We start from the raw sequence: 15,234 nt of genomic DNA on the forward strand, positions 1-15,234 counted from the left end.
AAAACATATAAAAAATCTTTTCAAAAATATTAAGTTTGCTAAAATCTTCCCCTTTTTTTTAATTTTTTCGACGCAGGGTGGAAAGATAATCCTTTTTTCTTCGTTCAAACTCTTTTGGATAAACCCTGCAGGTTTTTTCCATAAGCAAATCATAAATTGTGCCCAGCATCACCTTAGCTGAGGTGATATAACAATTTTCATAATCAGCAATGGCAAAGGTATCATCATGAAAACGGCCTTTTATACCAGAAAATCCAAATTGAATGGTAGGGATCAGAAAGCCTAAATCCCCCACATCGCCGGATGCACCCGAAACAGGGTTTTCAACAATTTCCTCGGGCTTTGAAAATAACAGCATATTTTTCTTTACCGTCTGATTCAATGCCGCCGATTGCTTTAACGGTAAATACCCAGCTGTATTTGTGATAATGCACTGTAATTCCAATGCCTTTGCGCAAAGCTCCAAACAAGCATCCACCCGCCTGCAAGCCTCAAACAGTGTTTCATTGTCGTTGGCTCTGACATAGGTTTCCAATACGGTTTCTTCCGGAATGACATTAACGCTGCCGCCGCCTTCGGTCAAAACAGGATTTAAGCGCAATCCCCTTTGAGGGTCAAACTGATCCTTCAAAAAGGAAATGGCATTCATGGCTAAAATTGCCCCATGCAAGGTATTTCGCCCCAAATGGGGTGCTGCTCCCGAATGAGCCGCTCTGCCAACAAACACCGCTTTTTTTGCCATAAAGCCTGCCAAGGTTGAGCCCACATCAAATTTTGTTCCCACATCACCATTGGCATGGGCAGAAAGCACGCAATCCACCCCGTCAAAACAGCCTAAGGCTATCATATTCTGTTTGCCCGAAAGAAATTCTATCTTTCCATGGGCAATCAAGCCCTCACGATAGGAAAAATCAATATATTCTTCCCCAGGAGTAAAGAAAAAGCTAACCTTGCAATCCGTCTGCTCCATAATACCCGAAGCCAGCAAAGCCTTTATCACGGACAAAGCCATGGTGGTCTGTATGCTATGGCCGCAGGAATGAATATTCCCCAATCCGCCTTTTCGCGGCAATGCATCAATATCCGCCACAAAGGCAATGTGATAGCCGTCCCCTTTTCCAAGGGTGGCAACCACACCCGTCACTGCAACCTCCTTTTGATAAGGAACGCCCCATTCATCCAGTAAATTTGTTATTTCCTTTGCTGTTTTCACCTCCGAAAAGCCCAGCTCGGCACACAGAAAAAAATCCTCACCTCTTTGTAAAATTGCCTGTTTTTCATTTTCTATCTGGGACAGCAATTTTTCCTTTGTAAGCATTTTTTCCCTCCTACTCCCAATTTAAAACCAGGCCTACGCCAACTTCTTCCACCTTGCAACACTGATTCAACGCAGCCCTTACCCGAAAAGACGTACAGTGACAAGGATATAAAAATTCTATTTTTTCTTTTTCCAAATACGCAATGGTTTCTTTTGTTCTCTCGTCTATGTCAAAAAGATGGAAACCACCTAAAATTCCTAAAATCTTTTCTTTTTCCAGAATTTTTTTTGCATAGGCAATGATATTACAAATTCCTGCATGGGAACAGCCTGTAATAATATAAATTCCATCCTCTGTCGAATATGCCAAGGCTGTATCATCTTGAATCATATCGGGCTTTCTTCCGTTTTCCTCCTCCAATTTACCGATGGAGTAAGGCTTTTCAAACGGAATCTCCCTAGGGATTCCCCCCAAAAAAACAAGCCTCTCCGTAAGCCAATAAGGCTCTTTTGTTTCAATGACGAAAAAACGCTCACGCACCACTTCCTTCTCTAAAGGACACCCGATGGAAAGCTTTTCAAAATAACGGGGGAGCAGCGCATGGGGATGACAAATTAATTGGGGGGTCATTCCTTGGCAAACGTCCAATAGGGGAGCCAACCCCCCTGTATGGTCATTATGCCCATGGGAAAGAACTACAGCATCCCCCTTTTTTACATCAATGGACATATCCCTTGCATTTTTCAAAAACGCCGCAGAATAGCCCACATCAAATAAAAAGGCTTTCCCTTCCGCCTCGATCCAATAGGAAACCGCAGGTTCCCCCAAATAATAATCATCAATATATGTGTGGTTATCCATCAACACAGTAACCTTCATCCTATTCCCCCTTCCACATTTTCCCTACCATTATACTTTAACTATTGCAGAAAAACAAGGCGAGAAGGAGGCTACATTTTTATGACGAATAGGGTATGAAAAAAGTTCCAATTTTTTTGGCTATTATTGTATTCTTCATTATTTATTTGGCCCATCGTTCTTTTTTATAAAAATACAATCTTTCCCATTCTTTTCAAAACTTTTCCCATTAAAAAGAGTGCAGCTCAGTAACTGCACTCTTCAGATTGTGGAAAAAATCAAGACCTTTCGTACTTTGTTCCCAAACACTCTCAAGGGCCTCACCCTTGACCCGTTATAAACTGCATAAATATGTGTTTTGTACACAAGTTTTTTGTCTTACTTTTTACAAAAAGCAAGCCGGTTTGGGCGGCCTCAAGGTTTTTCCATCCCCACTCTTTTTGCTATGAAATATTCGATTGTTTTTAAATAACATCCCTTAAAGCAGTGCTCCATTTATTTTAATCACCTTGCCTCCAGCTTTGCCGTAAGCTCCTCATATCCCGGTTTTCCAAGCAAAGCAAACATATTTTTCTTATATGCCTCAACCCCCGGTTGATCAAAAGGATTAACATCCAGGAGATATCCGCTGATGCCAACCGCTTTTTCAAAGAAATAAACCAACGCACCAAAATGCCATGCATCCATCCGCTCAATTTCAACAACCATGTTCGGCACACCGCCATCCATATGGGCAAGCATGGTTCCTGCAAATGCCTTACTGTTTACAAATTGCAGCTCTTTTCCCGCCAAGAAATTTAGGCCGTCCCCATCTGCTTCATCAAAAGGAAGGATTGCCGGTGTTTTCGGCTCCTTACTCCAAAGCACTGTTTCAAAAAAATACCTTCCACCCTCTTGAATAAACTGACCGATAGAATGTAAGTCCGTTGAAAAATTGGCAGAAACAGGAAATACACCCTTACCGTCCTTCCCCTCGCTTTCTGCAAAAAGCTGCTTAAACCATTCCCCAAAGGAGGTCATATGGGGCTCATAATTAGCTAAAATCTCTATCGTTTTTCCCTGTTTGTAAAATAAATAGCGCATTGCGGCATATTGATAGCATTCGTTTTGCCAAATATCCGCCTTTGCATAGGCTTCCATGGAGGCCCTCGCCCCAGCCATAACTGCATCAATATCCACACCCGCTACCGCCATGGACAATAAGCCCACCGCTGTCAGCACGGTAAACCTACCGCCAACGTCATCAGGGATGACAAAAGTTTCGTATCCCTCTTGATTGCACATTTCCTTTAATGCTCCTTTTGCCCCATCCGTTGTGGCATAAATGCGCTTTGCCGCTTCTCCTTTGCCGTATTTTTTCTCCAAAAGCTGCTTGAAAATACGAAAGGCAATAGCAGGCTCCGTTGTCGTTCCCGATTTGGAAATGACATTGATGGAAAAATCTCTGTCACCTAAAATCTGCAAAATATCATTTAAGTATGCAGAGCTGATATTGTTGCCTACAAAATAAATATCCGGTGTATCTTTTTTCAACTCATTATAGTAAGGGCTTTTGATAAAATCCAAAGCTGTTCTTGTTCCCAAATAAGAGCCGCCAATCCCAATTACGACTAACACACTGCTGTCCTGCTTAATTTTTGCCGCCGCCTTTTTGATTCTTTCAAACTCCACTTTATCATAATTTTGGGGCAAATCCACCCATCCAACAAAATCGTTGCCTTTTCCGGTTTTATTGTGGAGTGCCTCATGGCAACGAACTACCTCCCCCGAAAGTGCCGATAATTCCTGTTTTTGCACTGCTTCCCCTTGCACTGTAAATTTAATTCCCACTGATATTCCTCCTTCTCTTTGTGAAAGGCATACCTCCATATTCGGAAAGTATGCCCTTTTTGCAATATATTATAAGGTTCCTCTTACGATGATTTCAGGAACAGGCTCAGTAATAATTTCTTTTGAAACTTCCTTTTCCTCCTGCACAAACCCGTTGATTCTAGTAATTTGAATCGTGCTTTTTTTCTGCCCTGCACGTCCCTGCTGAATCACCTTTTGATAGCTTTTAAGCTGGGTATTGTCAGTTTGGTATTCATAGGTTTTCGGCTCAACCGTAGTTAAAACCTGGGTTTCTATAGTTTTCACAGAAATCTTCGGCTTGCTGATAGGCACATTGATGACCTGCCCTACCCTAATCACCACTTCTACGGTGAGTCCCTCATTTAATTTCATTAAATCCTCCAAGGAACAATCATAATTCACGGCAATTTTATATGGCGCATCCCCGGACTGGACGGTATAGGTTCCCGTTACGGTTGTAGTGGATTGCAAAATAGAAATAGCATCATTTTCCGAAAGAACCTCGTCGGAATCAACATAATCTGCTACAATCGCAACCTTTTCTACCCACTCCACCGTTGCCTCAACCCCCTCGGCAGGAAGGTAAGGCTCTTTTATGGCATCCAAAACCTTGTTTGCCTGTTCTTCATTTGCCAAAACAACCCCTTTGGCTCCATCAATCATAATGATGGCAGCATTCACTTTGTAGGTTACCATGTTTCGCAGCTTGGGAATCAAATGCTCCAGTGTACAAACGTCCTTTTTATGGCTCTTTCTAATATGAATCCGTTCCGTCTTGATTTCTTCGTTAATTTTCACCTGGGCGCCTACAATCCCCGCAAGCTGGGTTTCGAGGGTATCTGTAATGGTTTGCGCTGTAACAGCGCGCCCCTCAAGTACTCCCACGCTTTCTGTGCCAACAAAAACCTCCGTTCCATTTTTGCGTAGCAAAAGAAAAAGGAGCACGAGAAAAGCCAAAATAACAACACCGAAAATCATCTGCCTTCTTACAGGCAGGCTCCGTTTTCTGTTTTTCGGTCTATCCGTATTTTGTGGCTTTTGCGGCCTTTTACTCTGATTTGAATTGTTCTGCCTTGGTGCTCTTGGCTTTTTTGCTCCATATAAAACCCGCTCATCTCTGCGGGGAAAATTGTCTTTTCCTTCGGTCACCGATACGCCACCTTCTTTCTCGTTAGTAATTCACCTAGGAACCCCCGATATAATGGAGGGCGCACAGCCATTGGAGGAATTTTTTTCAATTGGCAGGAAAAACATAGTAATAGCACCGCTATGGCTATACTTTTAAACAATGTCCAAGTGAAAAATTTACAAATTAGATGTGCCCACCAAATAAATCCGTAATTCCCTAAAACTATTATTATTGTAAATTATTCGACAGCGGATTGCAAGCAAAAGACATCAGAAAGAAAGAACTGTTGACAAACTGTTAAGTAATATTTCACGAGATATCTTCTTTTCCTTCAAACAATTGTTAAAAGCAAATTCCTAAGGAAGCGGTGATTTAATGGAGGGTGTGCAGATAGTCGAGGAAATTTTTCAATTGGCAAGGAAAAAAACACAGCAATAGCAGCGCTATTTCGAGGCTTTTTGACGCTGTCCCAGTGGAAAATTTACCGATTAGCTATGACACGGAATGAATCAGCGCTTCCCTAACACGCATATTTTATGAAAAAGCTTAGGAAAAATAAATTGATTGATTCTACAAAAAAATAAAACCGATTACCAAAAATGCAATCGGTTTTTTCCTCTATTCAAAATAAACAAATACTAAAGTTTTTTAATACGCCAATCTATCGCCGCTTTCCGCCGCCCCCTAGGGCAACGAAATATTATTTGCTGTGAATGGAGCGTAAAATAAACTCCGTATGGTATTTAATATGTCCATGGGCAACCGTTGCACCCTCCTCAGCATCATGATTTTCAATGGCACGCAAAATCCCTCTATGATGGGCAATAATAGCAGGAATTGTACTATCCACTTTTAAATGGGCCATGCGGTAACGGTAAAGCTGAACCCGTAAATTTTGATATATTTGCGTTAATTTATCATTTTCTGTGGACTCTAAAATTAAATCGTGGAAATCCTCATCCAATTGAATAATTCGTTCCACATCTCTTTCTTCCACGGCACGTTCAAATTCCGCCTCCACACTTTTTAATTGCTGCAATGCTTCATTTTTCATTTTCTCACAAGCAATGCTTGTTGCCAGGCTTTCCAGCGCATCTCTAACCTCCAGGATATTGATAATGTCCTTTTCGCTCATATCCAGTACCTGAGCTCCCTTTCTGGGCACAAGCTCTACTAGATTTTCCAGGGCAAGCATACGTAAGGCCTCTCTTACGGGTGTTCTGCTCACGCCAAGCTTGTCTGCCAGTTGGTTTTCCATCAATCTTTCTCCGGGAACCAATTTCCCTGTCAAAATGGCATCCCTAAGGGTATTGAAAACAACATCTCTTAAAGGCAGGTATTCATTGCTGTTAATGACGAATTTCGTTTCTTCCATTCCCATCTTCTCCTCTCTTCCCCTCGTTAACATGATAAATCCTTGTAGCCACAACTTCCTTCAAACCGAATTTTTTGCGAATGGATGTCGCCGCCTGTTTTGCATCTTCTTCTTCTTTAAATAATCCAAAAACCGTGGGGCCGCTTCCGCTCATCAAGGCACCCTCCGCACCAAGACGAGCCATTTCTTCCTTAATCTGAGCAATTTTAGGATACATGGGAATGGTCACAGTTTCCAAAACATTTGCTAATAACCCACCCATTTTCGTAATATCCTTCTCAGCCATTGCCTGTATCATCCCTTCCGTATCAGGATGATTTTTTAACCCCTTCCAGTCTAACCCACTGTAAACCATAGCCGTAGAAACGCTGACCGGAAGCTTTGCCAACACAACGTAACACATAGGGCATGCGCACTTCACCGGCGTCAAAATTTCCCCCACACCCTCAGACAGCATCGTTCCTCTTTGAACGCAGTAAGGGATATCTGACCCCAAAAGAAAAGCCAAGTGTTCCAATTCCTTCATGGAAAGCCCCAACCCAAACAAGCGGTTCATTCCCACTAAAACAGCCGCACAATCTGCACTCCCTCCGGCTAGGCCTGCCGCCACAGGAATCCGTTTATCTATTTCGATATAAACGCCCTCTGTAATGTCAAACCTTTCCTTCATCAGCTCTGCCGCTTTGTATGCCAAATTACGGTTATCCGTTGGCAGCCAAGGCAGACTGTTTTTTATGATAATCTCGTTTTTGCGGATGCGCTTCATGTAAATTCCATCGTAAAGACTTACCGTTTGCATAATACTTTTAATCAAATGGTAGCCATCTTCACGCTTGCCTGTTACATCTAATGTTAAGTTAATTTTTGCTCGTGCTTTTAATCTCAATTCTCTCAAAATATGCCCTCTTAAATAATACTGTATACATTGTTTCTCTTATTGTATAATAGTTTTCGCAAAGTTACAATTGCCATGTTATACAAAAAATGTCCCCTTGTTCCTATGAAAAACGCTAGTAAAGAAAATTTAATCCACCTTTTCATCTCCTTTCTTCTTTATTATTTAGATATTATTTTTTCTTTCAAATTCCTCTTGCAATTTGAAATAGGAGGTGTATAATGGTGTCGTAAAACATAATAACTCTTCAGGGCAGGGTGAAATTCCCGATCGGCGGTAAAGTCCGCGAGCGTAAGCAGGATTTGGTGAAAGTCCAAAACCGACAGTATAGTCTGGATGGAAGAAGAGCAAGCATCAGGTGGTAATTTATTTTAATTTGCCACTTAAATACAGCGATTATTTGTATGCCTTTTTTGCATACCCCAAAAACCTTTGATAGGTTTTATTGGTTGTTTTTTTGCTGTATCAAAATGTTTGTTATGCCCTGTATGAGCCTATTGGCACATACAGGGCTTTTATTTTGAATTTGGGGTTGCTATTTGAAATATATTTTATTTTTAAAATAATCCCTTTTCCCTCTATCAAGAGGACCCCTCTTCCGTCCATTTTTTCGGGAACTCTTTCCCGCCTTTCCCCTGAAGGAAAGGAAGTTCTCCCTATGTTAAATGAAAAATATATGAAACGAGCCATTTTTCTGGCAAAAAAAGCACTGGGCTACACCAGCCCCAACCCTTTGGTGGGCGCTGTCATTGTAAAAAATAATAAAATTATCGGCGAAGGCTATCACCACAAAGCCGGCGAACCCCATGCAGAACGTATGGCACTGGCCGATTGCAAGGAAAGCCCCAAGGACGCAACCATATACGTCACCTTGGAACCTTGCTGCCATCAAGGGCGTACACCACCTTGCACCGATGCCATCATTGAAGCAGGCATTCAACACGTTGTCATTGGTTCCCCCGATCCTAACCCATTGGTAAAGGGCAAGGGTGTGGAGATTTTGCGAAAAAGCGGCATTACCGTAACAGAGCATTTTTTGAAAAAGGAATGCGATGCAGTAAATGATGTATTTTTTCACTTCATATCAACAAAAATGCCCTATGTAGCATTAAAGTATGCCATGACCGCCGATGGAAAAATTGCAACCACCACAGGTGCCTCCCGTTGGATTAGCAATGAAGCCTCTCGCCTTCATGCCCATAGCCTGCGCCATCAATACAGTAGTATTTTGGTGGGCATTGAAACCATTTTGCAGGATGACCCACTGCTAAATTGCAGAATAGAAAATGCAACCCAGCCCCGACGCATTATTTGCGACAGCCGACTGCGAATTCCCTTGGAAAGCCAAATCTGTAAAACAGCTAAGGAATATCCAACCATAATCGCCTATGCAAATGATCCCTTTGAAAAGGAAGCCGCCTTGGAAGCCTTAGGGCTTACTCTATGGCGTTTGCCTGATGAAAACGAAAGGGTTTCATTGCCCAGCCTAATGAAAAAATTAGGCGAAAACGGTGTGGACAGCGTTTTGGTTGAGGGCGGCGGAACCATTCATTTTGGGTTTTTAGAGCAAAACCTTGCCCAAAAGCTATATATTTATTTTGCCCCTAAAATTTTCGGCGGGAAGGATGCCAAAACACCAGTGGGCGGCATGGGAGTTCTTGAACCAAAGGATGCTTTTATTCTAAAGCTTTTGCATAGCCAAACGCTAGACGGGGATATTTTATTAGAGTATGAAATTGAAACATCAAGTGCAAAATAAAAGGTCAAGACCTTGGGCGCCAAGGAAAACAGAGGATCAAGACCTTGGGGCTTTGCCCTAAACCCTACTTGCTTTTTGAAAAAAGCAAGACCAAAAACTTTTATACAAACCGCATATACAGCGGTTTTGGGGGGAACAGCCATCCTTGCAAAAACGAATGTTTTTGCATATAAAGGTTTCGCTCAAGCCTTTTTAAAACTGCACTGCCCAAGATAGGGCTGACAGCAAAGCTGGCTTTTTCGTAGCAAAAGAGCTTGACCCGCTTGCAAGGTTCGGGACAACGTCCCGAGAACTTGACCTTAATAACTTGACCTTAATAACTTGACCTTAAAAACTTATTTTTTAAAAAAGGAGGTGCCCTATGTTTACAGGATTGATTGAAGAAATCGGCGTTATCGATAAAATAACTTCACAAAATAGCGGTGGTCAGCTTGTAATTAACGCCAAAATAATACAGGAAGGCGCAATGCTTGGGGATAGCATTGCGGTAAACGGCGTTTGCCTCACCGTAACCAATTTAACCAAAACCACCTTTACCGCAGATGTCATGCCCGAAACCTTAAAACGCAGTAATCTGGGAAGCCTGAAAAAAGGTGCCCCGGTTCATTTGGAACGGGCAATGGCAGCAAACGGCCGCTTTGGCGGACATATGGTAAGCGGACATATTGACGGGACAGGCATTATCTCCGCAAAAAAACAAGAAGGCAATGCCATTCGTCTTTTTATCCAAGCCGACGCTGTTCTTTTGCGCCAAATCATCGAAAAAGGCTCCATTGCCATTGACGGCGTTAGCTTGACCGTCATTTCTGTGGATCAAGAGCAATTTTCTGTGGGAATTATTCCCCATACAGGCACACAGACAACTCTATTAGATAAAAAAACAGGTGATAAAGTGAATCTGGAAACAGATATTATCGCTAAGTATATACAACGCTTTTTGGAAAACAATAATGAAAAACAAAAACCATTAACCTTGGAATTTTTAAGAGAAAACGGATTTTAGGAGGAGAAAAAATGAACGCTTATCACACCATCGAAGAAGCCTTAGAAGAATTAAAGCAAGGAAAAATCATCCTTGTTACCGATGACCCAGACCGGGAAAATGAGGGGGATTTCATCTGCGCTGCGGAATTTGCAACACAGGAAAACGTGAACTTTATGGCAAAATACGGAAAAGGCTTAATCTGTATGCCTATGAGTGAGGAACTGGGACACAAATTAGGCTTACCCCAAATGGTTTCGGAAAATACGGATAACCACTCCACCGCCTTTACCGTGTCCATCGACCATGTGGATACTACAACAGGTATTTCTGCGGCTGAACGCTCCGTCACAGCCTTAAAATGCGTGGATGAGGACGCAAACCCCGCGGATTTTCGCAGGCCTGGGCATATGTTTCCCCTCATTGCCAGAAATGGCGGTGTTTTAAAAAGAGAAGGCCATACCGAGGCCACCGTGGATTTAATGCGCCTTGCCGGCTTAAAGGAATGTGGCCTTTGCTGCGAAATCATGGCAGAGGATGGCACAATGATGAGAACACCCCAGCTTTGGAAGCTTGCTGAGGAACATAATTTAAAATTCATTACCATTCACGATTTACAAAACTACTGCCGCCGCCATGAAAAACATGTACATTGCGAGGCCGTTGCCAGCCTGCCTACGCCCTACGGTGAGTTTAAAATTTATGGCTATGTAAACGACATTACAGGAGAACATCACGTTGCATTGGTAAAAGGCGAAATCGGCAATGGGAAGGACCTCCTATGCCGTGTTCACTCCGAATGCTTGACGGGTGATGTATTCGGCTCTTGCCGTTGCGACTGCGGACAGCAGCTTGCCGCTGCCATGCGCCAAATTGAAAAGGAAGGCAGAGGAATTCTTTTATATATGCGTCAAGAAGGCAGAGGCATTGGCTTAATCAACAAGTTAAAGGCATATGCTTTACAAGAACAGGGACAGGACACCGTAGAAGCGAACATTTCCCTTGGCTTTGCAGCGGATTTAAGGGAATACTGGATTGGCGCACAGATTTTACAGGATTTAGGCGCAAAGGAATTACATCTTCTCACCAACAATCCTGACAAGGTTTACGGTTTAGACAGTTTTGGCGTGCAAATCACAAAGCGTGTATCCATTGAAATTGCACCCCAAGAGTTTGATTTGGAATATTTACGCACTAAGCAAGAGAAAATGGGGCATATTTTTTCCAGCACACTCTAAAAATAAAAGTCCTCGTTACGCTGTCCCGACAGACTGAAGACAAAGTCAAAATCTTGAGGGCATTGCCCTCAAACACCCACAAGGGTTTCACCCTTGACCCATCTTAACCCACATAAAATGCGGGTTGTATAAAAGTTTTTGGTCTTGCTTTTTTCAAAAAGCAAGCAGGTTTGGGTCATCACTTTTGCTTCGCAAAAGCCAGCTTCGCTGTCTGCCCTATCTTGGGCAGTGAATGGGCAGTGCCCAAGGTTTTTCAATCATTTGAGATTTAACATTGACTAAATTATTTATATACTATTAGGAGGAATTTAACATGAAACTGGTTCAAGGAAATTTAATTGCAACAAATTTAAAGGTAGGAATTGTGGCTTCTCGTTTTAACGATTTTATCGTTAGCAAGCTGGTGGATGGTGCGGAGGACGCTCTCCTGCGTCATGGTGTTGAATCACACAATATTTCTTTGGTGCGTGTTCCCGGGGCATTTGAAATTCCCACTGCGGCAAAGCTTTTGGTACAGAGGGGCGGATTTGATGCAATTATTTGCCTTGGTGCTGTCATCCGTGGTGCAACCACCCATTATGACTATGTTTGCAGCGAGGTTTCCAAGGGAATTGCCCATCTTTCCATGGAAACCGATATTCCTGTGCTTTTTGGCGTCGTTACAACAGAAAATATCGAACAGGCCATTGAACGTGCAGGAACAAAAGCCGGCAACAAAGGCTATGATACCGCCTTGGCAGCCATTGAAATGGTCAACCTTTCCGCTGAAATTAAAGGGATTAATAAATAATTTTGCTTGTAGCAGAATATCTGTAATATGGTATAAAAGAAAAGGAGAAGCCTTTACGGTTTCACTGCGTAATACCTTTTTATAAAAATACGGTGTATTCCTTTTATTGATTTCCTGCAAAACAAAATAACGGGCAGTATATTGGATGCCTTCAGCTTCCCACCAACTGCCCAATACTTAAATCTTTTTTAATTCTTGCAAAATATTGTGCCGAATCCTTTTTTCGTATTATAATATACATAATATGGCAAGTTGTCCTGAGAAGGAGGGGTGGTATGCAGGAGTTTTATATTAAAAATAAGCAGGCAATACTAAATTTTTTAATTCTTTGCGGGGGAATTCTAGCGTGTTTTTTATTTTTCCGCTACCTGTTTCCCATTTTTTTGCCTTTTGTTTTTGGCTGGTTGTTAAGCCGTATGTTTATCCCCCTGGCGGATCAATTGGAAAAGCATCATATTCCACGCTGGGCAGGCGCTCTATCAGGAATTCTTCTTCTGATTTCCATCCTTGGATTTTTAGGATATTTTGCGGGTGCTCAGCTTTATGCACAGCTTCAAAATCTGCTCAATGACCTCCCCTTTTATTTGGATAAAATAGAGGAAGGTCTGACCTTATTCTGGGCAAAGGTGGATATACTTCTCATTGGCTTACCCGAAGGTGTGACAAGCGTTACCGCCAATTTGCAAGAGGAGCTATTTAATATTTTGCTCTCCTTGGTGCAAAGCAGCGGCTCAGTTTCCGCCATTACAGCCATACCGAAGCTGGTACTTGCATTTTTTATCACCCTTTTTTCCGCATACTTCCTAACGAAGGATCAAGAAAGCATTCACTTGGCATACAAAACCCATGTGGAGCCATTATTCGGTGCTTCCTTACAAGCGACAAAAAAGGATTTGGCGGCTTCCCTTTGGGGCTATGTAAAAACCCAACTGATACTGATGGTTTTTATATTTCTCATCTGTGTCATCGGACTGTATATTTTGCATTCCCCTTATGCTTTATTAATTAGCGTTTGTATTGCCGTCATTGACGCAGTTCCCTTTTTTGGAAGCGGCTTTATTCTCTGGCCAGGGGCGGTTTTGCAGTTTATTTTGGGAAATACCACTTTGGGCATTGGATATCTGGTGATCTATGGAATTATTCAAGTTGTACGCCAACTTATGCAGCCAAAAATTCTCGGTGCGCAAATTGGGATGCACCCACTGCTCACTTTATTTTCCATGTATTTTGGATATAGATGTATTGGGTTTTGGGGATTAATTCTTGGCCCCGTAATTGCTGTTATGCTGCGGACAACTCTCCGCTTTCGACAAGAAAAAAAATAAAAGCTTAGGTAGCATAAAAATGGCCTGCGAAAATTTCGCAGACCTTTTTTAAAAAATAATCTCTCTTATAGCCACTAAAATAGTCAAATGCAGCGGATAAAAAACATAGAAAAAGTATTTCGGTAAATAAACTGTTTTTTTCCACACCCTTCCCGCCAAAGGAAAGGCGCAAAGAGAAAAGCTTTGCAGCCACACGTTTGTGAAAAATCCGTAAAGCAGTTGCAAGAACACCTGTCCATAAAAAGAAATGTTTCTGGCACAATCATAAAATCCAAAAACAAAAATGGTAGCCACGCCGTACCAGCTATAGCTGGTTTTAATCCAGTAAGAAAGAATCAGCAAAACACCTGCAAAAAATCTCTCCCTTCCCCCTTTTCTCCAAAGCCATAACACCAAAGCCCCAAGTGCCAGCGTAAATAACGGGTTTAGGTTGGTATGTTCAAACGCCATAAAATAAATGGGCTGTGAGAGAACTGCCGCGAAAAGGATACGGAATATATACTTTTTAAAATTAGCGGTATAGGTAACCCCTTGGGCAATTCCAAAGGCAAAAAGGGGGAAAGACAGCCGCCCAATCAATCGAAAAGCAGTTTGCTGGGGAAAAAATATCGCTCCAATATGATCGACAACCATAAGAATCGCCGCCAAGGCTGCCGTCATCTGATTGCGCCGCTCCATTAAATTTCAGCAAACATTGCTGTGGAAAGGTAACGTTCACCCGTATCGGGTAAAAATACAACAATGTTTTTCCCTGCATTTCCCCTTCGTTCCGCCAGTTTCTTTGCGGCAAAAAGAGCGGCCCCCGAAGAAATGCCTACCAAAAGCCCTTCTGTTTTCGCTATATCCCGCCCAGCTTCAAAAGCCTCTTCATTTTCAACGGCAATTATCTCATCATAGATTTCCGTATCTAATATGGAAGGAACAAAGTTTGCACCGATGCCCTGAATGCCATGAGACCCTGCCACGCCCTTTGACAGCAGAGCAGATGCTGCCGGCTCAACGGCTACCACTTGAATTAGAGGATTTTTTTCCTTTAAATATTTTCCCACACCGGAAATTGTGCCGCCTGTGCCAATTCCCGCAACAAAAATATCCACCTTACCCTCCATATCCTGAAAAATTTCAGGGCCTGTGGTTTCGTAATGGGCCTTTGTATTTGCAGGGTTATCAAACTGCCCCGGAATGAAAGAATTTGGGATTTCTTTCTGCAAGGCCTCCGCTTTTTCAATGGCTCCTGCCATTCCCTTTGCTCCCGGCGTAAGCACCAGCTCCGCTCCATAGGCCTTCATCAGCATGCGTCGCTCCATACTCATAGAATCGGGCATGACGATGATTGCACGGTATCCTTTTGCCGCAGCCATTACCGCTAGGCCAATTCCAGTATTACCACTGGTCGGCTCAATAATCGTTGCCCCTTCTCTTAAAATACCCCTTTGCTCCGCATCTTCAACCATTGCCTTGGCTACCCTGTCTTTTGCGCTGCCCCCTGGGTTCATAAATTCAACCTTGGCCAACAGCTTTCCTTGAAGGCCATGCTTTTTTTCATACTGTGTCAACTCCAATAACGGCGTTTTCCCAATTAACTGATCAATGCTTTGGTAAACCATACTTTATGTCATCCTTTCTATTCGTACTAAAGTCAGTTAATTTTAATAGTACCACTGTTGCTTTTTCCCTTCAAGCAATATCTCTATTGTTATTCCTTCTATTTTATGCTACTATGAAAATTGAATTTGCAAATATTTTCTTAGGTGTTGTCAATCATTGTATTAT

The 15,234-nt window shown here is 42.4% G+C and carries 13 protein-coding genes and 1 riboswitch; of the genes, 5 read left to right on the forward strand and 8 right to left on the reverse strand.

Translation table 11 applies throughout. The features are described from left to right. Window positions 1–58: 58 nt before the first annotated feature. The 6 genes from CLNEO_RS13035 to ispE all read right to left on the reverse strand — a co-directional run bounded on the left by CLNEO_RS13035 (window position 59) and on the right by ispE (window position 7,367). Window positions 59–1,318 (reverse strand): amidohydrolase, encoded by a 1,260-nt coding sequence (locus CLNEO_RS13035; protein WP_066089920.1) that lies wholly within the window; start codon window positions 1,316–1,318, stop codon window positions 59–61. A 10-nt stretch (window positions 1,319–1,328) separates the two neighbouring features. Then, entirely contained in the window at window positions 1,329–2,138 is an 810-nt protein-coding gene (locus CLNEO_RS13040; RefSeq protein WP_066089923.1) for an MBL fold metallo-hydrolase, read from the reverse strand. A gap of 483 nt (window positions 2,139–2,621) precedes the next feature. After that, on the reverse strand, window positions 2,622–3,986 hold the full coding sequence (locus CLNEO_RS13045; RefSeq protein WP_083532023.1) for a glucose-6-phosphate isomerase: 1,365 nt from the start codon (window positions 3,984–3,986) through the stop codon (window positions 2,622–2,624). 30 nt (window positions 3,987–4,016) lie between these two features. Then, window positions 4,017–5,117 (reverse strand): G5 domain-containing protein, encoded by a 1,101-nt coding sequence (locus CLNEO_RS13050; protein ID WP_066089926.1) that lies wholly within the window; start codon window positions 5,115–5,117, stop codon window positions 4,017–4,019. Window positions 5,118–5,797: 680 nt separating this feature from the next. After that, window positions 5,798–6,472: a GntR family transcriptional regulator gene (locus CLNEO_RS13055; RefSeq protein ID WP_066089929.1), complete on the reverse strand. Its 675-nt coding sequence runs from the start codon at window positions 6,470–6,472 to the stop codon at window positions 5,798–5,800. Further along, window positions 6,447–7,367: a 4-(cytidine 5'-diphospho)-2-C-methyl-D-erythritol kinase gene (gene ispE / locus CLNEO_RS13060; RefSeq protein ID WP_066089932.1), complete on the reverse strand. Its 921-nt coding sequence runs from the start codon at window positions 7,365–7,367 to the stop codon at window positions 6,447–6,449. Before ispE ends, CLNEO_RS13055 begins: the two co-directional genes overlap by 26 nt. A gap of 239 nt (window positions 7,368–7,606) precedes the next feature. Further along, a riboswitch (FMN riboswitch) is annotated at window positions 7,607–7,719 on the forward strand. Window positions 7,720–8,025: 306 nt separating this feature from the next. On the opposite strand from ispE, the gene ribD reads away from it, so the two are divergent. The 5 genes from ribD to ytvI all read left to right on the forward strand — a co-directional run bounded on the left by ribD (window position 8,026) and on the right by ytvI (window position 13,461). Continuing rightward, window positions 8,026–9,126, forward strand: coding sequence for a bifunctional diaminohydroxyphosphoribosylaminopyrimidine deaminase/5-amino-6-(5-phosphoribosylamino)uracil reductase RibD (ribD, locus tag CLNEO_RS13065; protein WP_066090069.1), 1,101 nt, complete (start codon window positions 8,026–8,028; stop codon window positions 9,124–9,126). A gap of 361 nt (window positions 9,127–9,487) precedes the next feature. Then, complete coding sequence (gene ribE / locus CLNEO_RS13075) at window positions 9,488–10,129, forward strand: riboflavin synthase (RefSeq protein WP_066089938.1); 642 nt, start codon at window positions 9,488–9,490, stop codon at window positions 10,127–10,129. Window positions 10,130–10,140: 11 nt separating this feature from the next. Then, entirely contained in the window at window positions 10,141–11,346 is a 1,206-nt protein-coding gene (locus CLNEO_RS13080; protein ID WP_066089941.1) for a bifunctional 3,4-dihydroxy-2-butanone-4-phosphate synthase/GTP cyclohydrolase II, read from the forward strand. Between the two features lie 313 nt (window positions 11,347–11,659). Continuing rightward, the gene (ribH, locus tag CLNEO_RS13085) at window positions 11,660–12,136 is read left to right on the forward strand and encodes a 6,7-dimethyl-8-ribityllumazine synthase (RefSeq protein ID WP_066089944.1); all 477 of its coding nucleotides are present in this window, start codon (window positions 11,660–11,662) and stop codon (window positions 12,134–12,136) included. Window positions 12,137–12,411: 275 nt separating this feature from the next. Then, the gene (ytvI, locus tag CLNEO_RS13090; RefSeq protein WP_066089947.1) at window positions 12,412–13,461 is read left to right on the forward strand and encodes a sporulation integral membrane protein YtvI; all 1,050 of its coding nucleotides are present in this window, start codon (window positions 12,412–12,414) and stop codon (window positions 13,459–13,461) included. Window positions 13,462–13,509: 48 nt separating this feature from the next. Here ytvI and CLNEO_RS13095 read toward each other — a convergent pair whose 3' ends face one another. Together CLNEO_RS13095 and cysK are read right to left on the reverse strand one after the other, a co-directional pair. Then, window positions 13,510–14,139: a TraX family protein gene (locus CLNEO_RS13095; protein ID WP_083532024.1), complete on the reverse strand. Its 630-nt coding sequence runs from the start codon at window positions 14,137–14,139 to the stop codon at window positions 13,510–13,512. Then, window positions 14,139–15,068, reverse strand: coding sequence for a cysteine synthase A (cysK, locus tag CLNEO_RS13100; protein ID WP_066089953.1), 930 nt, complete (start codon window positions 15,066–15,068; stop codon window positions 14,139–14,141). The genes CLNEO_RS13095 and cysK overlap by 1 nt, the downstream gene beginning before the upstream one ends. Window positions 15,069–15,234 lie beyond the last annotated feature (166 nt).

This window comes from Anaerotignum neopropionicum, assembly GCF_001571775.1.
In the GTDB taxonomy this organism is placed as follows: Bacteria; Bacillota; Clostridia; order Lachnospirales; family Anaerotignaceae; genus Chakrabartyella; species Chakrabartyella neopropionicum.

Bases quoted from the DNA above. Each gene is read 5' to 3' on its own strand.
- ribH (WP_066089944.1), top strand. From the start codon at position 11,660: ATGAAACTGGTTCAAGGAAATTTAATTGCAACAAATTTAAAGGTAGGA.
- CLNEO_RS13040 (WP_066089923.1), bottom strand. From the start codon at position 2,138: ATGAAGGTTACTGTGTTGATGGATAACCACACATATATTGATGATTAT.
- ribD (WP_066090069.1), top strand. From the start codon at position 8,026: ATGTTAAATGAAAAATATATGAAACGAGCCATTTTTCTGGCAAAAAAA.
- ribE (WP_066089938.1), top strand. From the start codon at position 9,488: ATGTTTACAGGATTGATTGAAGAAATCGGCGTTATCGATAAAATAACT.
- cysK (WP_066089953.1), bottom strand. From the start codon at position 15,068: ATGGTTTACCAAAGCATTGATCAGTTAATTGGGAAAACGCCGTTATTG.
- CLNEO_RS13055 (WP_066089929.1), bottom strand. From the start codon at position 6,472: ATGGAAGAAACGAAATTCGTCATTAACAGCAATGAATACCTGCCTTTA.
- CLNEO_RS13045 (WP_083532023.1), bottom strand. From the start codon at position 3,986: ATGGAGGTATGCCTTTCACAAAGAGAAGGAGGAATATCAGTGGGAATT.
- CLNEO_RS13035 (WP_066089920.1), bottom strand. From the start codon at position 1,318: ATGCTTACAAAGGAAAAATTGCTGTCCCAGATAGAAAATGAAAAACAG.
- CLNEO_RS13080 (WP_066089941.1), top strand. From the start codon at position 10,141: ATGAACGCTTATCACACCATCGAAGAAGCCTTAGAAGAATTAAAGCAA.
- CLNEO_RS13095 (WP_083532024.1), bottom strand. From the start codon at position 14,139: ATGGAGCGGCGCAATCAGATGACGGCAGCCTTGGCGGCGATTCTTATG.
- ytvI (WP_066089947.1), top strand. From the start codon at position 12,412: ATGCAGGAGTTTTATATTAAAAATAAGCAGGCAATACTAAATTTTTTA.